This window comes from Ruegeria sp. AB7 (assembly GCF_056542625.1).
Map to the genome: position 1 here is coordinate 792,383 of NZ_JBQGAC010000001.1, position 24,317 is coordinate 816,699.

Below are 24,317 nucleotides of genomic sequence, written 5' to 3' on the forward strand. Positions count from 1 at the left end.
GATTAAATGAATCGCCAGCTTTTAGTGACCTACATGGATGTTCTGGAAACGCGGAACTTCAACCGCACCGCCGAACGTCTGAATGTGACCCAATCCACGGTCAGCGCTCGCATCCGTCAGTTGGAGCAGGAGCTGGACACACGCCTGTTCGAACGGGGGCGCGGCGGGGCTGAACCCACGGCCGCCGGGCGCCGCTTTGAGACCCATTGCCGGTCACTGCTGGCTGCTTGGAGTCTGGCACGACGCGATGTTGAGGCGGGTGGCAGCGGCAACAGGCAACGCTTGCGTATATCAGTTCAGTTCAGTTTGGCCCGATCCGTGCTGATAGACTGGACTAAGGCAGTCAGGGAAAGAAACCCGTATCTGGACTTGTATCTCGAGGCGAATTTCTCACAACAGATACAGCGGGATGTTCTGACCGGCGAGACCGATATCGGTATTGTTTTTGTCCCGCAGCGGGCGCCTGACATGTTTGTCAGCGAATTGGGCAGCGAAAGCTATATAATGCTGTCCACCGATTGTGACCGTATCGAGGACGTTCCATGGACGCGCTACATTCAGGTGGCCTACACATCATATTTTGACCGCCAGCATGACGAGGCGTTTTTGGATCAGCCGCAAAGCTCGACCCTGGTGGGCAGCAATGATCTGGCTTTGGATTTCCTAAAAGCCAACGGCGGAACGGCATATTTCCCCGGATTTGCCGCACCGGGTCTGTGTGCCGAGTATCCAACATTGCAACAGGTTACTGACGCACCGGTGATCCCACAGCCCATCTATTCCATCGTGCACGTTCGAAAACGCCATGACCCGCTGGTGGCGCAAGCTGTCACCCTGTTCAAAGAACTAATCCAACACAGATCAATCGCTCTAACCGATTGATACCGCAATTCTGCACCGTTTTTCAGTCCCCTCGCACCATTATCCTCGCGCGAACCCTATTCTGGAGGTTTCCGCAAGATGCTCGTTGCGACGGACAGTCCGTTTTCCCTGAGTTCAGCCAACAACCAACCCTGCTACGCAGGTGGGCCTGCCACTTTGACCTGCAAAGCGGTGATCGATGAAACGCATGACAGCAAGACCTTCGTCTTTGAAGACACGCAAAGCCGCAGCTTCGACTTCAAACCAGGCCAATACGTGACCTTCTGTTTCGAGATCGAGGGCAAGCAGCATGTACGCGCCTATTCGATCTCGTCCACGCCGACCCGGCCCCACAACATTCAGGTCACCGTCAAGCGCGTGCCCGGTGGGGTTGTGTCCAACTATCTGAACGATCAGATGGTCCCCGGAACAGAGATCGAGATTGCAGATATCACCGGTGGCTTCAACTGGGTGGATATCCCCAGCGATAAGCCATTGTTCCTGTCCGGTGGCTCGGGTGTCACCCCGGTCATGTCGATGCTGCAATACGTCACCGACGTGACCTTGCCGAAAGACATCGTTTTCGTGCATTTCGCTCGCTCGCCTAGGGACATCATTTTCCGCGACCAGCTTGAGTTTTTGAACCGACGCTTCGCCAACGTGACCATCCATACCATTGTGGATGAAGCGAATGATGGGTTTGAGGGTGAAATCGGTCAGATATCGGCAGATTTGCTGCAGCGACTTGTGCCTGATCACGCCGAGCGCAGCATTTTCATGTGCGGTCCCGAAGGGTTCATGAAAGCAGCCCGTGATGTGGCTTCTGTCATTCCGTTTGCCGCTGTCCACGAAGAAAGCTTTGGCGAAAAGATCACTATCGAAGAAAGCAGCGGCACGGGGGGTGAGGTCTATTTCTCACTCAGCGGTCTGCACGGTCATGCCGCCGAGGGCGAGACCTTGCTAGAGGCTGCGCTGAACGCAGGCGTCTGGATCGACTCGGCCTGCCAGCAGGGCGTTTGCGGCAACTGCAAAGTGCGCCTCACTCAGGGCGATGTTGAGATGCAGGACATGGGCGGCCTGCAACCCGGTGATACCGAGCAAGGGTATGTGCTGGCCTGTTGCAGTTGGCCGAAAGGCCCGGTCGCGCTCGACGCGTGAAGCGGAGATTCAAAGGGAGGAATACAAATGTCAATGAAACCACCACTATCGGAACTTCCGATAAAAACCGCCGACAACGGTTTTTACCGGGGGTTCAGCGTCAACGTGACGGTGATCAGCAAGATCGTCATCAGCCTGCTGGTTGTTTGGTGCATAGTCTGGCCAACACAGGCGGGTAGAATTCTTGGCGATTGGAATGCCGCCATTCTTTCGCAGTTTGCTGCCTGGTATATCTGGGTTGTTACCGGGTTTGTCATCGTCTGTATTGGGCTGGCCATCTGGCCAACTGCAGGACGTATGAAACTTGGCGTAGAGGGCGAGAAACCCGAGTTCTCTAACTTTTCCTGGTTCTCGATGATGTTTGGCGCGGGCATCGGTGTCGGAATGTTAACTTGGGCGGTCGCCGAACCTGTCGCGCATTTCAAGAACAATCCGTCCGTTATTCAGGGGGTGACGACTGCACTGGATGCAGACAATGTCCGAACGGCGTATGTTTGGTCATACCTACATTGGGGTTTCGGGGCGTGGGCATGCTATGCGATAGCTGGCTTGGCGCTTGCTTTCTTCAGCTATCGTCGCGGACTGCCGCTAACGATCCGCTCCTCATTGACCCCACTGTTTGGTAAATCACTGTCGGGCAACCTCGGTCATCTGATCGACATCGTCGCCGTTGTCGCCACTATTCTTGGGGTAGCCCAGACGCTCGGCTTCGGTGTTGAACAGTTCGTTGCAGGTCTCACACGCATCGGCATCGGTGGGCTCGCACAGCCCGATGGTTCTGCGACAAACTTGGGTATCGTCGTCGCTCTGCTTGTCATCATGGGCGCGTCGACCTTGTCGGCCCTGTCCGGTGTTGGCAAGGGCATCAAATGGCTTTCGAACATCAATATGGGCCTGTCGATCTTCCTTCTGGGGTTCTTCATCCTGTTCGGAGCGACCTTCTTTGGCGCCAAAGCGTTTTTTGTAGGCATATGGGACTATGTGGTCGCGCTGCCATGGCTGAGCTTCAACGTATACACATCTGATGGTGTTGAAGGGTCGGAAGCGTTCCTTCTTGCGCAGTGGCAAGGCTGGTGGCCGGTCTTCTATTGGGCGTGGTGGATCGCGTTCGCACCTTTCGTCGGTTTGTTCCTGGCGCGGATTTCCAGAGGCCGGACAATCCGTGAGTTCGTGTTGGGCGCGATGATTGTTCCCGCACTAATGTGCTTTGTCTGGTTCGCCTGGGCCGGAGGCACGGCTATCGACCTGGAACTGAACGGAGACGCAAACGGCGTCATCCTGGATGCGGCGAACGGCGACAAGATCTTCGCGATGACAGAACACATGCTTGCTCCGATTGCAGAAGCATTGGCGTGGGCAATGGCCGCCGTGATCGTTGTCCTGCTGATGACGTTCCTTGTCACGTCTGCAGACTCGGCCGTGCTGATCGTGAATACGATCAACGCAGCTGGCGACGAAGGTCCCAAGGCAAGGCCTCACATCATGTTCTGGGGCGCAGCTCTGGCACTTGTTGTCGGGGGCTTGCTTGTCTCAGGTGGTACCGGAGCCATCCAGACCGCTATGGTGATAGGTGCATTGCCCTTCTCTATTGTAATGGCGTTGATGTGCATCGCACTGATCAAAGCAATCTGGAATGATGGGCGGCGCGAAGCAGCGGGCATCGCGACAACAATCTCAGCTGAAGCAACGACTATGCCGGCCGAATAGAGGTTGAGGAAATATCTTTGATTGGCCTCCGGTATTTCGGAGGCCATTTTCTGTCTGGCCCTCAATGCCAACCCATCAAATGTGTGAGCAAACTGAAACTGATTCAAATCTGTATTCCAGTTTGAAGTTGTTTGCGACAATGTCGGCCAATGTGGACGCTTTACTACAAGTATCGCCCCGCACCTTTTTGCCGACAATCGAGGTCGCGCACATGATCCGTAAAGGTCAGCTAACGCTCGGAGTCTGTTCCTTTCAAAAACTCAAAGAACTGACCACTTTATACCGCAGGTCAGATGCATTTCTTAAAACTTCAGGAGGCTTCGCTGCAGAACCCTTATGCACTCATGCGGCACCATCGGCCTTCGTCTTGGCCGATGCCAGTACGCTTGAGATAAATGCCATACCCAACAAACCGTCAAAAAGACCGGGCAGTAAGTGGTCCGCCTTATCCTCACATCGGATCAGTTCGGCGGCCTCGGCGTAGAGGGTTGCAAAGCCTTCCAAATATCCTTCAGGGTGGCCCGGAGGGATACGAGTTGCTCGTTGGGCGGCTTGCGGCAGCACCGATCCTGATCCACGTGTCAGGAGCTGCATAGGCTGGCCAAAGCGGGTGAATTGTAGGTGGTTGGGGTGTTCCTGTGACCACTCCAGACCACCACGTTCGCCATAAACCCGCAAACGCAGGCCGTTTTCGTTTCCCACGGCCACGTGACTGGCCCATAGCATTCCACGCGCGCCACTAGCATAGCGCATCAAGACGTGGGCGTTGTCGTCCACCTGGCGGCCCGGAACCAAGCTTGAAAGGTCAGCGGCAAGGTGCGATGGCACTTCGCAGTTACAAAATGTGCCAGATTGAACGCGTGAGTACCGATATCACCAATTACACCAGCACCGGACCGAATTGGGTCGGTGCGCCGGTCGGACTGCTTGTTGTCCGATGCGGTGGGTACGGCCAGCCAGTCTTGCGCATATTCCACTTGCACCAACCGCAGCTTGCTCAACTCGCCCGCACGCACCATGCCACGTGCCTGACGAACCATTGGATAACCCGTGTAGTTGTGAGTCAGTATAAAATGAGCTGATGACGCATGTCGGAAGCGCAGAATGGCGTACTCGGCATCACGTTCGGTTTCAAGATCGCCCATCTTTGCGAACCAGGCTCTTATGTGCCCGAATAGTTCGGTATCCGGATCGAAAACCTGTTCGAGATCGTAAGAGTCGATGACGGGTTCATGCAGCTTTCGAACCTGACATGGTGCCCTGTTCAAACCACCATGCTGCAGATTCAGTTTTTGACCGAGGCTTAGGTCATCTGGCTTAATACCTATCATGCGACACTGATTGAACGTCTTGGCCCCCTGCTGTCGTCGTCAAAATTGACATGGTTCAAAACCGCGTTTGCGCCGTTGCCACTTTATAGAAGTCGGTTCTGTCGTAACGGGACCCGTTGCAATCTTTTGACTATTGACCTTGGTAGATCTAGCGCCTGTTTGGCGAAAGGTATTATCCAGTTGACGGTCTGCTATTGGTCTCCTTCAAAAGGCGGTTCAGTGCAGCGTGGTCCAAGACTACGCTCCGCTCCGACATGGTTTCTTCTGGGTCCCCGCAAGAAACACGCTAGCGCAGGTAGTGGAAAACCGCGTGGAAGATCACTTCATCAGGAAATTGTGCTCCCTTGAGTAAGATCAGTACATACCGCTCCTGTCTGTTTTGCGAACGCCGCCAAAAGAACTACCTTGCAAGCGACAGTTGGGATCGTAGATTGCGACAGAACCCATCTGGTTTGGTCCGAAAAACATCGTTTTCAGGCAAGGCTGTGAGTGTTCAAGATAGTATGTTGCAGACTTCAGCCATATCGATTTAATGACCACCGAAGTCTGCAGATGTTGCCTGCCCCGGACCTGCCGAGGCAAGCGTGCGCACCCCTACTTCAGTGCCCAATGCGGGCTAAAATCAGGCAGCCGCGATCTGGCGAGCCTTTTCGACCATGACCTCCGCCTGGCGGATCGAGGCATAGTCGATCAGACGACCATCCAGAGACACCGCACCTTTGCCTGCGGTCTCGGCTTCGGCCATAGCAACAAGGATACGCTGGGCCTTGGTGACTTCGGCATCGCTGGGTGACATGACCTCGTTCGCCAACGCGATCTGGCTGGGGTGGATGGCCCATTTGCCTTCGCAGCCCAACACCGCCGCCCTTTTGGCAGCTGCCTTATAGCCTTCAGGATCCTGAAAATCACCGAACGGACCATCAATCGGACGCAGACCGTTGGCACGGGCGGCGACAACCATACGGGCGAGCGCGTAGTGCCACATATCGCCCCAATGGGTCGCGCGCGCAGCATCGCCATCCGGGTCAGTCAGAACCGAATAGTCGGGGTTCACGCCACCAATGATCGTGGTTCGCGCGCGGGTCGAGGCTGCATAGTCCGCCACACCGAAGTGCAGGCTCTCATTGCGGTTCGAGGCCGCCGCGATTTCGCTGACATTCTGCATGCCCAGAGCGGTCTCGATGATATGCTCGAACCCGATGCGTTTCTTGTAACCCATCGCGTCTTCGATCTGCGTGACCATCATATCGACGGCATAGACATCTGCTGCTGTGCCGACCTTGGGGATCATGATCAGGTCCAGCCGCTCACCGGCTTGTTCGACTACATCCACAACATCGCGATACATGTAATGCGTATCCAGCCCGTTGATGCGCACCGACATTGTCTTGCTGCCCCAGTCGATATCGTTCAGGGCTTTAATGATGTTCTTGCGGGCCTGCTCTTTTTCATCCGGGGCTACCGCGTCTTCGAGATCTAGGAAGATCACGTCCACATCCGAGTTCGCGGCTTTTTCGAACATGCCGGGCTGGCTGCCCGGCACGGCGAGTTCGCTGCGGTTCAGGCGCGCGGGGGCCTGTTCGATGGCATAAAAGCTCATGGGTTTTGCTCCTTTGAAGAAGGGTTCGTCAGATCACGCGGTCACGGGGTGGGCGACCAGCGAAGAAGTCGCCCAGATTGTCCAGCACGCGAAAGCCCATGGCTTCGCGCGATTCTTTTGTTGCGCTGCCCAGATGCGGCAGCATCACCAAGTTGTCGCATTGCAACAGGTCAGGGTTGATGCGCGGCTCGCCGTCGAAAACATCCAGCGCAGCGCCGCCGATCGTGTCGAACATCAGCGACTGTACCAAAGCGCGCTCGTCCACCACCTCACCGCGCGCGGTGTTGATCAGGAAGGCGTCGGGTTTCATCAAGTCCAGCCTGCGCCCGTTGATCAGGTGCCGGTTCGCGGCCCCGCCGGGGCAATGCAGCGAGACGAAATCGCACTGCGGTAACAGATCGTCCACTGTCTCGACCTGCGTGGCGTTGAATTGCTTCAGTACGTCTGGCGACACGGTGCTGCGGTTCTGTACGAGAATTTTCATGCCGAAACCGTGATGAGCGCGGCGGGCCATTTCCTGACCGATGCGGCCAAAGCCGATGATACCCAGCGTCTTGCCGCTGACCTTGGTGCCGACCAAATGGGTCGGACGCCAGCCGGTCCAGCCGCCAGCGCGCAGCTCGCGTTCACCCTCGCCCGCGCGCCGAGCGGCCATCAGCAGCAGCGTCATGGCCAAATCAGCGGTGCATTCGGACAGGACATCCGGCGTGTTCGTGACCGTCATACCCAGATCTCGGGCCGCCGGTTCACAGATGTGGCTGTAACCCACGCCGTAGTTCGCCAAAATCTTGGTTTGTGCGGTTGGTACGTCCAGCGCCTCGGCGCTCAGTGTATCTGTCACTGTCGGCAGAACCGCGTCGTATGTCTTCAACGCGTCGCGGAGTTCAGCCGGAGACATCGGAATGTCCCCGGTATTCAGCACGGCGTTGTAGTTTTCGGCCAGTTGCGCCTCGACGGCGGTAGGCCAGCGACGGGTGACAAGGACCGAAGGTTTGACCATCACGCAGCCTTTCCCATGACACGGGCGATGGTTTCGCCGATCACCGCGGGGTTTTCAGCAACCGTCACACCAGCCGCTGACAGGATTTCCACCTTCTCGCTGGCGCTTTCGCCAAAGGCCGAGATGATCGCGCCAGCATGGCCCATGGTCCGGCCCTTGGGCGCGGTCAGACCCGCGACATAGGCCACAACAGGCTTGGTGACGTGGTCACGGATATATTCTGCAGCCTCGGCTTCCTGAGGGCCACCGATCTCGCCGATCATAGCTATGACCTCGGTGTCTTCGTCCTGTTCGAACCGCTCAAGGATATCGCGGAAGGACGAGCCGTTGATTGGATCGCCGCCAATGCCGACGCTGGTTGAGACACCGATGCCGCGCTCTTTCAACTGCGCCGCAGCCTCATAACCCAGCGTGCCCGAGCGTCCGATGATGCCCACATTGCCTGGCAGGTAGATATGTCCCGGCATGATACCCAGCAGCGCCTTACCGGGGCTGATGGTACCGGCACAGTTCGGACCGGTCAGCACCATGCGCTTGTCCTTAGGATAGCGGTACATGTAGCGTTTTACGCGGATCATGTCCTGCGCGGGGATGCCGTCGGTGATGCAGACGCAATAGCGAATACCGGCATCTGCGGCCTCCATGATCGAATCCGCCGCAAACGGCGGAGGCACGAAGACAAGGCTAGCCTCGGCGCCAGTGGCCTCAACCGCCTGTTTGACGGTGTCGAATACGGGTACGCCTTCGACGGTCTCTCCGCCTTTGCCGGGAACAACGCCGCCAACGACGTTGGTGCCATATTGCACCATATCCTTGGTATGCAGGCGCGCCATGCGTCCGGTGATGCCCTGAACGATAACGCGGGTGTCGCGGTCCAGAAGAATGCTCATTACACAGCCCTCATCTTGGTGTTTTGGGACAGATCGTTGCGCCATGCACCCACAGCGCGTTCAGCGGCTTCCATAAGGGTTGTCGCGCGGATGATTGGCAGGCCCGATTTGGCCAGGATTTTCTGACCTTCCTCGACATTGGTACCCGCCAGACGCACGATGACCGGCAGGTCGATTTCCAACTCGCGCAGCGCCTGTACTACGCCCTCGGCCACCCAGTCACAGCGGTTGATGCCTGCGAAGATATTGACCAGCACCGCCTGAACGTTGTCATCGGACAGTACCAGTCGGAACGCCTTGGCCACCCGCTCGGGCGAGGCACCGCCACCGATGTCCAGAAAGTTCGCAGGTTCACCCCTAGCCAGCTTGATGGTGTCCATCGTGGCCATGGCCAAACCGGCACCGTTCACGATACAGCCGATATTGCCGTCCAGTCCGACATAAGACAGTCCGCGATCCGCCGCGCGGCTTTCGCGCGGGTCTTCCTGACTTTTGTCGCGCAATTCAGCAACCTGTGGATGGCGAAACAGGGCATTGTCGTCAAAGCTCATCTTCGCGTCCAACGCCAGCACACGGTCGTCACCAGTGATGACCAGCGGGTTGATCTCGACCATAGTCGCGTCCAGCTCGCTGAACGCAGCATAGCAACCCTGCAGGGTACGGACCATGTGTTGAATTAGGCGAGGTTCCAGCCCCAGATTAAACGCTATTTCGCGGGCCTGAAACTCCTGCAGTCCAACGGCAGGTTCAACGATTGAGCGGACGATACTGTCGGGGCGCTCAGATGAGATTTCTTCGATCTCCATCCCACCTTCCGAAGAGGCCACGATCATCACCCGCTGACTGGACCGATCCAGTACAAAGCCCAGATAAATCTCGCGATCAATCGGTACGGCGGCCTCCACATAGACGCGGTAGATGCCTTTGCCCTCGGGGCCGGTCTGGTGCGTCACCAGCTTGCGGCCAAACATCTCGTCACAAGCCTCGTATATTTCGCTTTCCGAGTTGCACAGCTTTACACCACCGGCCTTTCCACGCCCGCCAGCATGGACTTGCGCCTTAATAACCCACTTGTCACCACCCAACTCACGCGCGCGATATGCCGCTTGCTCGGGGCTGTAGGCCAAAGCCCCCGAAGGGACCTCGACGCCGAAATTCGAAAGAAGTTCTTTCGCCTGATATTCATGGATATCCATCTGCATTCCCTCCCGTTATGCAGCGATAGATGTGCCGTAGCGACTTTCCAAAAGTGCTTCGATGGCTTCGAAATCAACCGAGCCGCCCATCTCGCGGATGGCCTGGGCGAACAGCCTGACGATGCGACTGACCGATTGGTGGGTTAGCTGGTTCAGGATGCCGATACGGACTTGAACCGGGGCGCTGAGCGTGGGCCAGATGCCAAAGCCACGGGCGCGGCAGTTCTGTACCAACTCCATCTCACGACCCGCCAGCTCTGCGGGCAGGTTCAGCACCACAAGGCTGGGCATGTCCGATGTGACCTGGCAACCCATCGCGGTGACGGCGTCGCGCAGGACGGCCTCATGCGTGCGATAGGAATGCGCACGTTTGGCCAATCCCTCCTGCAGAGTCAGGCGTAGCGATTCATGGAAGGCGGCGACCGCATAGCCCGAATGGGTACGGTGATAGGTGCCCTTTTCCACGTCTTGCCCGTCAACGATGCCCCAGTGGCGTGCTTCGAAAATCGGGTTGTGGACGTATGTATAGGCGCCGGAGGTCTTCAGCGCGTCGATATAAGCGTCGGTGAAGCTGACCGGCGCATAGGTCAGCGGTAGGCAGCACAGCCCTTTTTGCGGGCACGAGGCCCATCCCGCGACACCCGGATAGTCATCGATGCGGAAATCCGCGATACCCAACGACGATACGGCATCGATCAAACCCATCACATCGTGGCGTTCACAGGCATCCGAGAAGCCGCGCAGGTCGTTGACCCGACCCGACCCGGTTTCCCAATGCGCCATGAAGGCCCACTTCGGTTTGTGCGTGGCCAACACCTCTTCGACCATCTCGCCTGTGACGGGCTGGCCGTGGGGAATTTCAATAACGGCGACACTCGCGGCTTGTGGGTCCAGAGGGTTGGTCGCGTGCTCTTCCGGTGTTGCAGCCTTGATCCGCAGAGTCATCGCATCGATGCCCGAGAAGGTGCCATTGGTGAATGCCACAACCTTGTCACCCGGCATCACCGCCGAGAACATGGTGTCCAGCCCACTCCATCCGGTGCCAGCAACCGCGAAGGTATGGGTGTTGGCGGTGCCCCAGATCAGACGCAGCATGTGCTTGCATTCGATCATGCCACGCAGCACGTCGCTCTGCATGTGGTCGGCAACGCCGGCGCTGGCAAACGCCTGCAAAACACGTGCGTCGGTGTTTCCCGGTCCTGGGCCAGCGGCCAGCGTCTCGGGGATGTCGAGCGTTGGATAAATCTGAAACGTCATGTGCTCCTCCTGTGCGTCGGGTGTGTTCGATACCGCCGATCGCCTTGACCCAGAGGAAAACTGAAACTTGCGCCGGGGCACAACGTAACTTACTACAGCTTTAGCATATCTTGTTAGGTGGGTATTAACCTACCCATTTTGGTAAATATGCCAATGTATACTGAAAGCATCCCCACCAAAATGGGTAGGTTTAGATAAAATCAGACGGGAAAACAATGTCCGACACATCTCAACGCCCCATTGATGTCATGCTGGCCAACAACAACCCTTTGGTGCTGTCGGCCATGTCCGAGATCTTCGAGCGCGACCCGCGATTCTCTCTGGTGGCCACTTCAGCGACCGCCGAGGGATTTCTGGGCACAGTCATGCGGGTGCCGGTTCAGGTGGGGATCGTGTCCTGGGAACTTCCTGCTTTGGGCGCGGCAAAACTGATTGAGGTTCTGCGCGAGCAGACCAACGCGCCACGCTTTGTGGTCTATGGGGACGAGGCTGGGGACGTACCGCGTCAGGCTATGCAGGCCGGGGCCGCAGGGTTCGCGCCGCGTTCGGGCGAGGTCGAAGGCTTGCTGGAAACCTGTGTCGATGTCGCTAAGGGCAAAATGGTATTTCCCTATATCGACGTGCGCAAAATGCATCAAAACCCGTTGCAGACTCTGTCGCGCAAGGAACTCGCTATCCTTGAGGCACTGGCGCAGGGCATGTCCAACAAGGAATTGTCGAAAGAGCTGCAGATTTCGACCAACACGGTAAAGTTCCATCTGTCGAACATATACGACAAGCTGTCGATCAAGAACCGCGCGCAGGCGATTGCCTTCTATTACGCTTCAAAACTGGACAACGGAAACTCGTGAACTGCGAAACCTCGTGACGTCCGTTGCTAAGGTTTAGATTGCTAAGCGGCTGGTTCAGCGAATTGATGAAACGGACAGATTCCGGGTGTGATTTGACCTTTGCGGATCATATGCGTCACTTACCTTTCGTCGAGCGTTACCCCCGCTGATTTGAGCGCGCTGATCCAGCCGATCAGAAGTTGAGCGTATGAATGACATCTGGGCCATGGACATCGCGTCGGACCGGCTGGCGTAGATCAGGGGCAAACCAGCGGGCTATGCCTACTTTGAGGCGTTGTTGCTGTGCACTGAATTTCTGGACGCAGATATACGCTGATGCTCTAGCCCAGATTTTGTGCCCGTAATTCTAGGATATACACGGGACACCAAATCGCTATTGGGCCGCCCAAGGGCAGCGATTCAGTTGGGGGACCCGAACCTGATCGCAACCCTCGTTGCCTTCGTTCTGTAGTAAACTCGGTTCGAACACGGCTTCGAACTCAGAGCCTTTCACCCTGACTTGACTGGTCGAAAAAGAGCTTTGCCATAGTCTTTGCGACACGACCACCGTGAGCGGATACATCAACGGGCAGTAATAATCGCCTTCGGTTGTCTTTCGAGCATTCTTTCCCGATGTTGCGCTAAATATTTCAATCATGCGCCCTGCGCATTGCCTGCCATCCGCCGCGGCAAATGATCTTGTGCATCAACTAATTTCAACGATTGAACGCATCAATTAACAATTTTGATAAGCAACATGCCATTGCTACCACTCGACCTCTGACGCAACTAGTAAAAAAACCGGCTAGGAATAAGAACAAAGCTTTGACGTCGTCAATCTGGATTTGACAAGGGCTTCGGCAAAAGTGACGGCACATGCAACGTCATCTACCACCGGCAGGCCGAACTCTTCGGACAGTTGTGACATCAGATCTGTCATGCCAGCGCAGCCCAGAACAATCGCTTCCGCTCGGTCTTCTTCGATTGCGGCGCGTATCTCTGCCCGTATTATATCGATGGTCTTGGGGTCGTTTTCCTCCAGCTTCAAAACCGGCACATCCGAAGCCCGAACCCTGACACATCTGCAATCTAAGCCGTATCGCAACAAGTTTGCCTCTAGCCCTGCTAGAGATCGGGACAAAGTGGTGATGACGCTAAATTTTGGACTGATCATGGACGCCGCGTGGTAGGCCGCCTCCCCAACGCCGATGACTGGCGCCGAAGTGACGCAGCGCACGGCGTCGACTCCGGTATCATCGAAACAAGCAACAACAATTGCGTCCGCATCAGCATGCGCCTTCACGACCTCCAGAAGACCGGGTACACAGGTAGAGACATCCAGATAGCCGTGAATGCTGGCGGGGCCTTCTTGCGAATTGGCGGCAATGATCGTGGTTTCGGAATGCGCAGCGGCCCGTGCAGCTTCTTCGATCTTTCGCGTCATGGAGGCGGTGGTGTTGGGATTTACAACAAGCAGTTTCACAGCGTCCTCACACTTCTCCGCCCAGATAGGCGGCTTTGATCCGGGGACCAGTGAGCGAAGAAACCAGAAAACGACTTGCTGCAATTATCCATGTCGAAATTTGAATAAAACCATGGCGCGCTTCACCCCGCTGATTGATCCGCCCGGTCAGACGCTGGATTCCGAAAAATGTAAATCTTTTTCACATACCCCCTTGCAACCACCTATCCCCCCTCCCATCTTGGTAATGTGAAAAGCATTTACATCCTAACTGGAGAGAGCACATGACCGCATTGTCCGACCACGCCGTTCCCCAAAATCCGGGATGGCTGCACCGAAGCGAAGCCTGGCTTGATAGCAAGGGCAAAGGCGCCTGGATCGCCGCAATGGTCCTTGGCTTTATCTTCTTCTGGCCCATCGGCCTGGCCTTTCTTGCCTATATGATCTGGAGCAAACGCATGTTCAGCAAATCCTGCAGCCGCCGTTCGTCGTGGAACAGCCACATGAGCGCCATGAAACCTTCGGGCAACAGCGCGTTTGACGCCTACAAGGCCGACACTCTGGCCCGGTTGGAGCGCGAACAGAAAGACTTTGAGGCCTTCTTGCACCGCCTGCGCGAAGCCAAGGACAAGGCCGAATTCGACGAGTTCATGGATGAACGCGCCCGCGACAACCGTGACGACAGCGAAAATGGCGAACAAACTGCCTGATCGCAACTTGCCCTGTCCCGGCCATCGGGACAGGGTGTTACCGTACAAGACCCGGACCACAGTATATGTCTCATCTGCCTGACCCTGACAGCCAACCCGAATTCTATCAGTCCGTAGCGACCAAGCGCTTTTTTGCGTGGCTGTTCGATATCGCCTTTATCTCATTGCTCTGCACGGTTGCGATCCTGCTGACCTTTGGCATGGGCTTCTTCATTCTGGCGCTGATCTACGCCGTCATCAGCTTTGTCTATCGCGTCGTCACCATCGCCAACGGCTCGGCCACGCTGGGGATGCGGTTCATGGGGATCGAGCTGCGTGACGCGTTTGGCGCCCGGATGGATACGGGCAAAGCCATTGCACATACGGCAGGTTACTTTGTCAGCATGGCGATCCCGGTACTACAGATCATTTCGGTCATCATGATGATGACCAGCGCCCGCTGTCAGGGCCTGACCGATGCCTTCCTCGGCACCGTGATGATCAACCAGCGCGCCTAAAAACACCTGAGTGAAACACTTGGCTGCGCCAAAAACCGTTGCTATCATCGGTTCCGAGGAAATGCGGGACCTTCATGCGACACACGCTGCCAATTGCGCCACAATTCTATGTGACGGCACCCCAGCCCTGCCCTTACCTTGAGGGCAGGATGGAGCGCAAACTGTTCACCGCCCTACAGGGGGAAGGTGCGGATCAATTGAACAATTGCCTTTCGCAACAAGGATTTCGCCGCTCGCAGAACGTACTGTATCGCCCGTCCTGCACCGACTGCGCCGCCTGTCTGTCTGCCCGTATCGATGTGTCAGCCTTTCAGCCAAGCAAAAGCCAAAAACGGGCCCACAAGCGCAATTCCTACTTGATCCGACGTGCAACATCGCCCTGGGCAACGGATGAACAGTTCGACCTGTTCCGTCGGTATCTGGACGCGCGCCATGCGGATGGCGGCATGGCCGATATGGATGTCTTCGAATTTGCCGCGATGATCGAGGAAACCCCGATCCGCAGCCGAGTCGTAGAATATGCCGATCCCGAAACCGGCGAGTTGATCGCCGTCAGTTTGACCGATGTACTGGATGACGGGCTGAGCATGGTTTACTCATTCTACGATCCAGAGTTCCAGCAAAGCTCGCTGGGCACTTACATGATTCTCGACCATATCGAGATCGCGCGCGAGGCTGGGTTGCCCTATATTTATCTGGGCTATTGGGTGCCCGGCAGCCCCAAGATGGGGTACAAGGCCAAATTCGCGGGCTTGCAGGTCTATATGCAGGGTGAATGGCAGCGAATTAAAAATCCCGAGCAGTGTGACCATACGGCCCACCACCCCCTTTCGTCGGCCCCGATTGCCGAGCAGGTGGCCAACATCCAACTGCCTGACCGCCACCCCACCAAAGGTTAATTTATCATGCGTCAGAGCCTTCATGCGGTGACGCTGGTCGTCCCGGATTATGACGCAGCGATCGCGTTCTACACCAAAGTGCTGTGCTTTACTCTGACGCAGGATATTGATCTGGGCGATGGTAAACGCTGGGTGCGGATCACGCCTCCGGGCTCGGATGGTGCTTCGTTGTTGCTGGCCAAGGCGGTGGGCGCGGAACAGATCGCATCGGTCGGCAATCAAACCGGTGGGCGCGTTGGCTTTTTCCTCGAAACAGATGATTTCTACCGCGATCATGCGGCGATGCTGGAAGCAGGCGTAGGATTTGAAGAGCGCCCGCGCCATGAACCCTATGGAATTGTCGCCGTCTGGCGGGATCCTTTCGGAAATCGTTGGGATTTGATCGAATTTTCAGCACCTGTATCGACAAAATAAATACATTTTTTTCATCACGTTAAACTACCTTCCGCCATGCTGCGCCCAATTGTTAAGCAATCTTAATCGACCTTCCCCCGCCCGTGCGATTGAAAGTTGACGCAAGGTCACCAAATTAGCCGCACTTCTAAACGTCCAGCCCAAACCTGAAACCCGCAGCTCAATCAGACGCTGACCGGGCTGGCTTTATTGTCGCTACGGCAGGCCTCCCACCCTGTCGCAGAGGTTCTGAAGGAGGGGGAAAATGACATATGCCGCACGCCGACTGGTTTCGGCCACGCTGACGACCCAGATCCTGGTCGCGCTCGCCTTGGGCTCGATCTTTGGTCTGGTCTTGAACTATCTCGATATCGCTGCGCTCAACGCAACACTTGTGCAGGGTGTGCTGTCCATGTTTGGGCAAATGTTCCTTAATGCACTTCAGATGCTTGTTGTGCCGCTGGTTGTGTTCTCACTGCTGTGCGGCGTTGTCGGCATTGGCGATGTCAAATTGCTGGGCCGTGTCGGAGGGCTGACCTTTGTTACCTATCTGGCCACCACCGCCTTGGCCGTGACAACTGCCTTGATTTTTGCGGGCCTCATTGGGCCGGGCACCGGATTCACGAGCCTGCATCTGGCCGGTGATAGCGTAAGCGTCGCCGACCCACAGACCACTTGGGAAATACTGGCGAACATCATCCCAAAGAACCCGATCAACGCTCTGGCCAATGGTGAGATGCTGCAGATCATCTTCTACGTGATGGTCGTTGGTATTGCAGTGCTAATGATGGGCAGCCGCGCCAAGGCCTTTGTGGAAGGCTGCGAGTTCATGAATGAACTGGCGATGAAGATCGTCAATATCGTCATGGCCTTCGCCCCCATCGGCGTCTTCAGCCTGATTGCCAAAACCTTTGCGATGGAGGGCTTTGGCCTATTCGGACCGGTGATCGGCTATCTGACCACGATCAGCCTGACGCTGGTATTCCATCTGTGTGTCACGTTGATGGCGCTGCTGTATTTTACGACCGGGCTGAGCCCTCGGGTATTCCTGCGCAAGATGCGCTCGGCGCAGGTGTTTGCGTTCTCGACCTCAAGCTCGAACGCGACAATTCCGGCCAGCTTACAATGCGTTACGCAGCGCGTCGGTGTTGATCGTTCGGTCGCATCTTTCGGTATCCCACTGGGGGCGACGATCAACATGGACGGCACCGCAATTATGCATGGTGTGGCAACGGTATTCCTGGCCAACGCCTATGGCATTGATCTGGGGCTGAGCGGATACCTGACCGTGATCTCGATCTCGGTTCTGGCTTCGATCGGCACCGCAGGTGTGCCGGGCGTGGGGATAGTGATGCTTGCGATGGTTCTGAACCAGTTGGGTATGCCGCTGGAAGGCATCGGCATCATTCTGGCCGTCGACCGGATCCTCGATATGATGCGGACGGTTGTGAATGTCACTGGCGATGCGGTGGTGACCACCATTGTCGGGCAAAAGGTCGGCAAGCTGGACAAGGCCACGTTCGACAATCCCAATGCCGGACTTGTCGAGACCACAGACCTTGCAATCGATCATGCCACTGAAGCGGAGTTTGAAAGGCTGACACACCCACAGCCGAATTCCTGAAAAACAAACGGAGGCCCTATTGGGCCTCCGTATTCGTCAGTCTAAGCGACAGATCAGTTCGGGATCAGGTCAGGAACGATGGTTACAATCGACGGGAAGAACCACAGGATTGCGATGCCCACAACCTGAATGATCACGAACGGTATGATGCCGCGATAGATGTGACCAGTGGTGACCTCTTTCGGCGCAACACCCCTGAGATAGAACAGCGCAAATCCAAACGGAGGCGTCAGGAACGAGGTCTGCAGGTTCACCGCCACCATGATGGTCACCCATTTCGGATCGAACGACCCGCCATAGATCACCGGCCCAACGATCGGGATCACAATGTAGATGATCTCAAGGAAATCCAGCACAAAGCCAAGAATGAATAGCACCAGCATCACGATCAGGAAGACCGTGAATTCATTATCAAAGCTGCGCAGGAACTGCTGGATATAGTGCTCTCCACCAAAGGAAATCACCACCAGGTTCAGCAGTTGCGATCCGATCAGGATGGTGAAGACCATCGACGTCACCTTCGCTGTCTCACGCACCACCGGTGTCAGAACCCCGCTTGAGAACAGCACCCAGCAGCCGTAGATCAAGCCGAACAGCGCATAGAGGTAGGCCGAATAGGCGATGATGAACGCGATCCAGCTTTCAACCGAAACATTGCCCTGATTGATGCGCAGATCGAAGTTCACCCCCATCACCAGTGCGATGATCACTGCGAAGGTTGACCAGATGATCACTTTGCCCGACCGGTTCTGATCCTGAAGTTTCCGATAGGCCGCTAGCATGATCGCTCCACCCGCCCCCAGTGCCGCAGCCGGCGTAGGGTTGGTGACACCGCCAAGAATCGAACCCAACACCGCGATGATCAGCACCAGCGGTGGGAAGACCACACGGATCAGATCATTGGTCGCGCAACGGGCGGCAGCTTCTTTGCACCCATGCATTGCGAGCGCAAAAGGTATGGCGAGTATCAGGAACGTAGCCCCGGACGAAGTCGTTGGCGCGATCAGCAACACGTCGACCAACAGCATCAGCAACAGGCCAATCGCTCCGACGATCAGAGGCTGCGGCGCTTGCGACGGTGCGATTCCGCGACCCAGCACCAGTGTCAGACCCAGCAGTACCACAATCACGGCGACACCGTTGCCAATTGGCGCTGCAGCGGCGATCTTGGCCTCTTGCGCAGCAGCCAGTTCCTCTTCGCTCAGACGCTGCGCTTCGGACGAACCACCTGCTTCGTCAATCGCTTCCTGCTCGGCCACGGCCTGATCCCAGGCTGATTGCCCATGCAGTTCGATCATCGAAGCCTTACACTCTTCGGACACGTTCGTGCGCAGCGAGGCGCCCTGCCCGATATCCGTAAATGCCGAGACCGAGATGTTCTGGCTGCCAATCACTCCCGCGCTTCCCAGAAGCACCGCGCCAACAATCAGAGCAACCGGAGCACCCAGCAGCCAGGTCAGCCCTTCCGAGCGCGTGATGGTTTCACCCGAGCCTCCCGACAATTCAACAGCCGGGGCCTTTTCCGGGTTCAATAGCGCATAGCCAAAGGCATAAAGCGCGTAGAGCAGCGCCAACATGATCCCAGGCAACAGTGCCGCCTGGAACAATGTGCCTACCGAAACAACCGCTGGTTCACCCAGATAGGTCAGCGCATCGGTGCACCCGGCTTCAACCGCGCGCGTTTCCTGCGCGGTCGAATAGAGGTCGCCAGCCAGTGTACCCAGCAGAACGATCACGATGGAGGGTGGAATGATCTGCCCCAACGTACCCGAGGCCGCGATCACACCTGTCGCCAATTCCGGCGAATAGTTGTTCCGCAGCATGGTCGGCAGGGCCAACAGTCCCATGGTAACAACGGTCGCGCCAACGATACCGGTCGAGGCAGCAAGGAACGCGCCCACGACCACAATCGAGACCGCAAGGCCACCGGGCAGCGGGCCAAAGACGCGCGCCATCGTGGTCAGCAGGTCGTTTGCAATTTTTGAACGCTCCAGCGTGATGCCCATCAGAACGAACATCAGCACCGCCAGCAGCGTCTCGATCGACTGCCCGGCCAGAACACGTTCGTTCATGCGGTTCACGATGAAGGAAACATTCCGGTCCAGCGCTGTTTCCCAGCCTTGTACAAAGACCGGCTCGGCGATCCTTGGCAAATCCGGGTATCGGAACACGGATATCACGTCAGGTTTGACGCCAGAATTCACCACGTCGCGGTAGGCTTGCGAGCCGGTGTCGATCGCCTGGTGGATCAACAGGCCGGCACTATCCAATGCAGCGATAATCCCGAACGAAATCACCCCGGCCCCACCGATGGCAAAGGCCACGGGGAAACCCGAAAGAATGCCTCCGAAGAGGCAGAAAAATACGATAATGAGGCCTATCTCGACGCCATCAAGTCCGAATAGCATTGTCTGGTTCTCCGTCCCTAATGCGCGCCTTCGTAGGCTTCTTCACCCTCGCCAAGGCTGTCCTTGTCGAGGTATTTTCCTTCACTTTCCGGCCCTTCCACGTATTCCAGATACGAGCGATACAGGAACGCAATCGCGTGCAGGAACACCATGGCGGCAAAGGCCACCAGCAGGATTTTGAACAGGAAGTAGGCGTTGAACCCGTTGGGACTAAACCCGATGGTTTCCACGTTCCAACGCAGCGCTCGGGACTTGGCCACAAGCCTATCCAGCGTGTCACTGGCCGAGGGTTTCGGCACGATCAGGTGCCGCCACATGAAGTACCATCCATACATCCAGGTCAGAACGGCCATGGGCATCATGAACAGAACCGCCCCGCACATATCAACGACGCGTTTGGCCTTGTGACTGATGCCCGCATAAATCAAGTCAACGCGCACATGGCCGCCCTGCACGAATGTGTAGGTGCAGCAAAGGCACACAACCATGGCGTTGTAGAGTTTAAGTTCTTCGGCGAACCAACTGATATCCATTTGAAAAGGGATACCCAGCCCAAAGGACATATCCGGCCGTGTGAACACCCGCTGCATGAATACGATAACGATCTGCTGAATTACCATCAGCAATCCCGCCCACGCAAAGAAGCGTCCAGTGGTATTGGCGAAGCCCTCGAGCCCGCGCACCATTCCCCACATGAAGTTCCGATAGTAAAGACCAATGGCCGTCAGCACCAGAAACAGCGCGAAGATCACGAAGAAGAACTCGACAGACCCGCCATAATAAACAAAGCGCATGATTGCTTCTTTGTTCGACCAGTCCAGCCAGAGCTGCGGATGCGTGATGGCGTATCCGAAATTATAGAAGGCTTCGGCAATGTTCTGAATGAACCAGACCAGTCCATTCCACAGGGCGCCGAAGAACGAGATACCGTTTTCGTCCTGCATGTTGTCCCCAGGTCGCATCGGTTGCACGTTTGGTTATGACGGCATGTCCGGGCCGCTTATGTGCAACAGGAAAGGCTCCCCCGCTGACGGGGGAACCGATTGCATTGAGCGGATTGCTTAGCCGCGTACGCGGTCACGCTGCGAGGTGTAGACACCCGACGACAGGTTGTTCCATGCCGACGATGCTGCCATCGACTCCATGGCGCTGTCGTGAATGCGCTTGAACAGCTCATCACCCATGTTTTCATCCAGAACTTCTTGGCTGGCTGCGCCAAACGCGTCCCAAACGCTGTCCGGGAATTCCATGACCTTGACACCACCGGCCTGCAGACGCTGCAGCGCTGCACCGTTGTTGGCCAGGAATTGTGCCAGATTCCACTGGTGGCACTCGGCAGCTGCGATCTCGATGATCTTCTGCTGCGCGGCGGACAGGCTGTCATAAACCTCGCGGTTGGTGGCCAGCGACAGACCCGCACCCGGCTCATGGAAGCCCGCGGTGTAGTAGGTTTTGGTGATTTCCTGGAAGCCCGCTTTTTCGTCAGCCCAGGGACCGATCCACTCGGTTCCGTCAATAGCACCGGACGACAGCGCCTGATACACTTCCGAACCCGGAATGTTCTGAACGGATGCGCCCAGTTTGCCCAGCGCCTTGCCACCCAGACCCGGCATGCGGAATTTCAGGCCGTTAAAGTCTTCGGGGCTGTTGATCTCTTTCGAGTACCAGCCACCTGCCTGCGCGCCAGTGTTACCGGCCAGGAAGGATTTCAGGCCGAAGATTTCGCCCAGTTCATCATGCAGCTCCATGCCGCCGGCATGGTAGTACCAGTTCACCAGTTCCTGTGCGGTCATGCCGAACGGAACAGCGGTGAAGAACGCATAGCCCGGGTGCTGACCCACAAAGTAGTAGTCTGCCGCGTGGTACATATCGGCCTGACCGGACGATACCGCGTCAAACACCTCAAAGGCACCAACCAGTTCACCAGCGGCTTTGATTTCAACGTTCAGGTCGCCATCCGACATTGTGGTAATGCTGTCGGCGCAACGCTGCGCGCTGTCGAACACGCCTGCGAGGCCACGGCCCCACGAGGTGACCATAGTCAGCGTGCGCTTGCCTTGCGCATAGGCGGGCGCTGCCAGCGTAGTGGCTGCAGCGGCCGAGCCGCCCAGTGCTGATGTTTTCAGAAACTTACGACGATCCATATGAGTGATCCTCCCCTTCATATTCATTCCCCGGGTGATGCCGGGTCGATCGTTTCTAGTGCGCGTTAGCCTAGTTCCACACACATGAATGTGAATACCTACTACTACGTAGCCAGTCGGGTTTTTCCACATTCAAAAGCACAAATCCGGTTGATTTTACCCGCTCAAGGCCAAATCACTGTGGCCGAGCACTGTGTTCTTCCAAATTTTTTGCAATTTCCCGGCAGCTTGCGTATCGATTCGAACATGGGAGGAATCCGGAACCTAATCTCGCTAACCTATGCGCAAAAACTGTCGCTGGTTGCCGCAATCCCGCTGATCGTAGCGGTTGCGGCCATTGCAATGGTGGTCGCTTATGAATCCCGCGCGACCGCCGAGAGTGAGATACAGGCCCTCGAGCGCCGCCTGATCGAAGCCAAAAAAGAAGAGCTGCGTAATTACGTGACCCAGGCGCGGAATGGGTTTGCCTATATTTATGGTCGCGCCTCCCCGGATGACGAAATCGCAAAAAACCTCGTGACCCAGATTCTGTCGGCGATGATTTACGGCAAGGACGGGTTCTTCTTTGTTTATGACTATGACGGCAACAACCTCGTCAGCCCGCGCCAGACTGAATTCATCAATCGCAACTGGGCCGATCTGACCGACAGCGATGGCACTCCGATTGTGGATGAGTTTATCACGCTCGCCCGACAGGGCGCGGGCTGGCACAGCTTTATGTGGCAAAAACCATCGACCGGTGAAGAGGCTCAGATGATCGCCTATGTTGTTGGCCTGCAGGACTGGCGCTGGGTGGTGGGCACGGGTGTGTTCATCGATGACATCGTCGCCACCGTCGCCAATGCCCGTGCTGAGGTTGAGGCGCGCGTGCAGCGCACCTTCCTTTATATCGGAGGCATTGTTCTGGCCGCTGTTCTGATCGTCTTTGCCTCGGGCATGTTGCTGAACTTCCGCGAACGGCGGCTGGCTGATGCCAAGCTTAAAGAACTGACACAGCGGGTACTGGACGCTCAGGAAGAAGAGCGCGGGCGCGTCGCCCGCGAATTGCATGACGGCATCAGCCAGATTCTGGTTGGCGTACGCTATGCACTGGACAACGCCCGACGACGTCTGATCCGCGGGGATGACGAGTCGGCGCAGGAACCATTGCAAACAGGTATCGTCAATCTGGCAACCGCCATCACCGAGGTTCGCCGCATCAGCCGCGACCTGCGTCCGGGTGTTCTGGATGATCTGGGGCTTGGGCCAGCGCTCAAGGCTTTGACCGACGATTTCAGTGAACGCACGGGTATCGAAACCGATTTCTCAACCGTGGTGTTCCGAAACCGATTGGATCAAGACAGCAAGATTGCCCTCTACCGTATTGCGCAGGAAGCCCTGACCAATATCGAGCGCCACTCGGGAGCAACCCGTGTTACCATTGACCTGCGGGGTCATAAGAAAGGCGCCACGATGCGGATTACGGACAATGGTCGCGGGTTGCGGAACGAGCCAGGCCATGTCAGCACCGGAATCGGGCTACGCAACATGCAGGAACGGATCGAACAGCTTGACGGCACTCTACGCATCCTCTCATCGCGCGGCGGGCGCAGCGGCACCGTGATTGAGGTCAGCTTGCCGCTCAGTCATATGCTGCCACCACAGGAAGACCCAACGCCAAAACGAAAGGCCGGTATCTGATGTCCGACTCAATCATCCGGGTCCTTATTGTCGACGATCACCCCATGGTCGCCGAAGGCATTCAATCTCTGCTGGAAAGCTATGATGAGATCGAAGTTGTCGGCACACTTTCCAACGGACAAGAAGCTGTCGATCGAGCAACCCACCTGCAGCCGGACGTGATCCTGATGGATCTCAACATGCCCGGCCTGAGCGGGTTGAACGCCACCGAGATCATTTTAGAGCGCCTGCCCAAAACCCGCGTTCTGATCCTGTCGATGCATGACAGTCCCGAATACATCTCAACCGCGCTCAGCCACGGCGCCAAAGGCTATATCCTCAAGGACGTTCCCACCGAAGAGATCAAGCAAGCCATCGATGCCGTGATGCGGGGCGAGCGGTATCTTTGTACCGGGGCCAGCGGCTCGCTGGAGCCGAAGGACGGCAACACGCGCGAGGCGCTGACCGGCCGGGAACAGACAATCCTGCTGGAATTGGCGCAGGGTAAATCCAACAAAGAGGTGGCACTGGCGCTGGACATTTCGGTGCGCACGGTTGAGACGCATCGCAAGAACATCAAGCGCAAACTTGGCATCTCCTCCACCGCCGGCTTGACCCGCTATGCCCTGGAGCATGGCGTCCTGCAGGGCACCAGCCCCGGGCTATGACCGCAGCGCGAAACGCGCTGCCC

The 24,317-nt window shown here is 56.7% G+C and carries 22 protein-coding genes; 11 read left to right on the top strand and 11 right to left on the bottom strand.

All coding sequences use genetic code 11. The features are described from left to right. The first annotated feature begins 6 nt into the window (after nt 1-6). From ACR0EN_RS04010 to ACR0EN_RS04020, 3 genes are all read left to right on the top strand, one after another. The gene (locus ACR0EN_RS04010; RefSeq protein WP_170817894.1) at nt 7-882 is read left to right on the top strand and encodes a LysR family transcriptional regulator; all 876 of its coding nucleotides are present in this window, start codon (nt 7-9) and stop codon (nt 880-882) included. Between the two features lie 78 nt (nt 883-960). Next, a complete protein-coding gene (locus ACR0EN_RS04015; RefSeq protein WP_170626693.1) occupies nt 961-2,019 on the top strand; it encodes a hybrid-cluster NAD(P)-dependent oxidoreductase in 1,059 nt (352 codons plus the stop codon). Between the two features lie 27 nt (nt 2,020-2,046). Then, nucleotides 2,047-3,726: a BCCT family transporter gene (locus ACR0EN_RS04020; protein WP_170396620.1), complete on the top strand. Its 1,680-nt coding sequence runs from the start codon at nt 2,047-2,049 to the stop codon at nt 3,724-3,726. Between the two features lie 342 nt (nt 3,727-4,068). On the opposite strand, the gene ACR0EN_RS04025 is transcribed toward ACR0EN_RS04020, so the two are convergent. The 7 genes from ACR0EN_RS04025 to ACR0EN_RS04055 all read right to left on the bottom strand — a co-directional run bounded on the left by ACR0EN_RS04025 (nt 4,069) and on the right by ACR0EN_RS04055 (nt 11,000). Continuing rightward, nucleotides 4,069-4,503, bottom strand: a complete 435-nt coding sequence (locus tag ACR0EN_RS04025; protein WP_480503328.1) for a Gfo/Idh/MocA family oxidoreductase — start codon at nt 4,501-4,503, stop codon at nt 4,069-4,071. Then, complete coding sequence (locus ACR0EN_RS04030; RefSeq protein ID WP_480585309.1) at nt 4,479-5,057, bottom strand: Gfo/Idh/MocA family protein; 579 nt, start codon at nt 5,055-5,057, stop codon at nt 4,479-4,481. Before ACR0EN_RS04030 ends, ACR0EN_RS04025 begins: the two co-directional genes overlap by 25 nt. 622 nt (nt 5,058-5,679) lie before the next feature. Continuing rightward, the gene (locus ACR0EN_RS04035; RefSeq protein ID WP_170817896.1) at nt 5,680-6,657 is read right to left on the bottom strand and encodes an HpcH/HpaI aldolase/citrate lyase family protein; all 978 of its coding nucleotides are present in this window, start codon (nt 6,655-6,657) and stop codon (nt 5,680-5,682) included. A 28-nt stretch (nt 6,658-6,685) separates the two neighbouring features. Then, on the bottom strand, nt 6,686-7,657 hold the full coding sequence (locus tag ACR0EN_RS04040) for a 2-hydroxyacid dehydrogenase (protein WP_170818144.1): 972 nt from the start codon (nt 7,655-7,657) through the stop codon (nt 6,686-6,688). Next, nucleotides 7,657-8,547: a succinate--CoA ligase subunit alpha gene (sucD, locus tag ACR0EN_RS04045; RefSeq protein WP_170613799.1), complete on the bottom strand. Its 891-nt coding sequence runs from the start codon at nt 8,545-8,547 to the stop codon at nt 7,657-7,659. The genes ACR0EN_RS04040 and sucD overlap by 1 nt, the downstream gene beginning before the upstream one ends. Beyond that, nucleotides 8,547-9,743, bottom strand: coding sequence for a malate--CoA ligase subunit beta (locus ACR0EN_RS04050; RefSeq protein WP_480585311.1), 1,197 nt, complete (start codon nt 9,741-9,743; stop codon nt 8,547-8,549). Before ACR0EN_RS04050 ends, sucD begins: the two co-directional genes overlap by 1 nt. A gap of 15 nt (nt 9,744-9,758) precedes the next feature. After that, nucleotides 9,759-11,000, bottom strand: coding sequence for a pyridoxal-phosphate-dependent aminotransferase family protein (locus tag ACR0EN_RS04055; protein WP_480585313.1), 1,242 nt, complete (start codon nt 10,998-11,000; stop codon nt 9,759-9,761). Between the two features lie 215 nt (nt 11,001-11,215). Between ACR0EN_RS04055 and ACR0EN_RS04060 the strand changes: the two genes are divergently transcribed. Continuing rightward, nucleotides 11,216-11,851, top strand: coding sequence for a response regulator transcription factor (locus tag ACR0EN_RS04060; RefSeq protein WP_255612072.1), 636 nt, complete (start codon nt 11,216-11,218; stop codon nt 11,849-11,851). Nucleotides 11,852-12,635: 784 nt separating this feature from the next. Here the strand turns inward: ACR0EN_RS04060 and ACR0EN_RS04065 are convergent. Next, on the bottom strand, nt 12,636-13,313 hold the full coding sequence (locus ACR0EN_RS04065; RefSeq protein ID WP_170817898.1) for an aspartate/glutamate racemase family protein: 678 nt from the start codon (nt 13,311-13,313) through the stop codon (nt 12,636-12,638). Between the two features lie 263 nt (nt 13,314-13,576). On the opposite strand from ACR0EN_RS04065, the gene ACR0EN_RS04070 reads away from it, so the two are divergent. The 5 genes from ACR0EN_RS04070 to ACR0EN_RS04090 all read left to right on the top strand — a co-directional run bounded on the left by ACR0EN_RS04070 (nt 13,577) and on the right by ACR0EN_RS04090 (nt 17,415). Further along, the gene (locus ACR0EN_RS04070; protein WP_170598123.1) at nt 13,577-14,002 is read left to right on the top strand and encodes a DUF2852 domain-containing protein; all 426 of its coding nucleotides are present in this window, start codon (nt 13,577-13,579) and stop codon (nt 14,000-14,002) included. 65 nt (nt 14,003-14,067) lie between these two features. Then, on the top strand, nt 14,068-14,499 hold the full coding sequence (locus ACR0EN_RS04075) for an RDD family protein (RefSeq protein ID WP_170396604.1): 432 nt from the start codon (nt 14,068-14,070) through the stop codon (nt 14,497-14,499). A 74-nt stretch (nt 14,500-14,573) separates the two neighbouring features. Further along, entirely contained in the window at nt 14,574-15,398 is an 825-nt protein-coding gene (locus tag ACR0EN_RS04080; protein WP_170396602.1) for an arginyltransferase, read from the top strand. A gap of 6 nt (nt 15,399-15,404) precedes the next feature. Beyond that, nucleotides 15,405-15,812, top strand: coding sequence for a VOC family protein (locus ACR0EN_RS04085; protein WP_170396600.1), 408 nt, complete (start codon nt 15,405-15,407; stop codon nt 15,810-15,812). A gap of 244 nt (nt 15,813-16,056) precedes the next feature. Continuing rightward, nucleotides 16,057-17,415, top strand: coding sequence for a dicarboxylate/amino acid:cation symporter (locus ACR0EN_RS04090; protein WP_480585317.1), 1,359 nt, complete (start codon nt 16,057-16,059; stop codon nt 17,413-17,415). Between the two features lie 53 nt (nt 17,416-17,468). Here ACR0EN_RS04090 and ACR0EN_RS04095 read toward each other — a convergent pair whose 3' ends face one another. From ACR0EN_RS04095 to ACR0EN_RS04105, 3 genes are all read right to left on the bottom strand, one after another. After that, nucleotides 17,469-19,823 (bottom strand): TRAP transporter large permease subunit, encoded by a 2,355-nt coding sequence (locus ACR0EN_RS04095; protein WP_170396596.1) that lies wholly within the window; start codon nt 19,821-19,823, stop codon nt 17,469-17,471. Between the two features lie 17 nt (nt 19,824-19,840). Continuing rightward, complete coding sequence (locus ACR0EN_RS04100) at nt 19,841-20,767, bottom strand: TRAP transporter small permease subunit (RefSeq protein WP_170396594.1); 927 nt, start codon at nt 20,765-20,767, stop codon at nt 19,841-19,843. A gap of 117 nt (nt 20,768-20,884) precedes the next feature. Next, nucleotides 20,885-21,967 (bottom strand): TRAP transporter substrate-binding protein, encoded by a 1,083-nt coding sequence (locus tag ACR0EN_RS04105; RefSeq protein WP_170396967.1) that lies wholly within the window; start codon nt 21,965-21,967, stop codon nt 20,885-20,887. Between the two features lie 246 nt (nt 21,968-22,213). Between ACR0EN_RS04105 and ACR0EN_RS04110 the strand changes: the two genes are divergently transcribed. Both ACR0EN_RS04110 and ACR0EN_RS04115 read left to right on the top strand, forming a co-directional pair. Continuing rightward, nucleotides 22,214-23,647, top strand: a complete 1,434-nt coding sequence (locus ACR0EN_RS04110; RefSeq protein ID WP_480585320.1) for a cache domain-containing protein — start codon at nt 22,214-22,216, stop codon at nt 23,645-23,647. Then, entirely contained in the window at nt 23,647-24,294 is a 648-nt protein-coding gene (locus ACR0EN_RS04115) for a response regulator transcription factor (RefSeq protein ID WP_170396590.1), read from the top strand. Before ACR0EN_RS04110 ends, ACR0EN_RS04115 begins: the two co-directional genes overlap by 1 nt. Nucleotides 24,295-24,317: the final 23 nt, after the last annotated feature.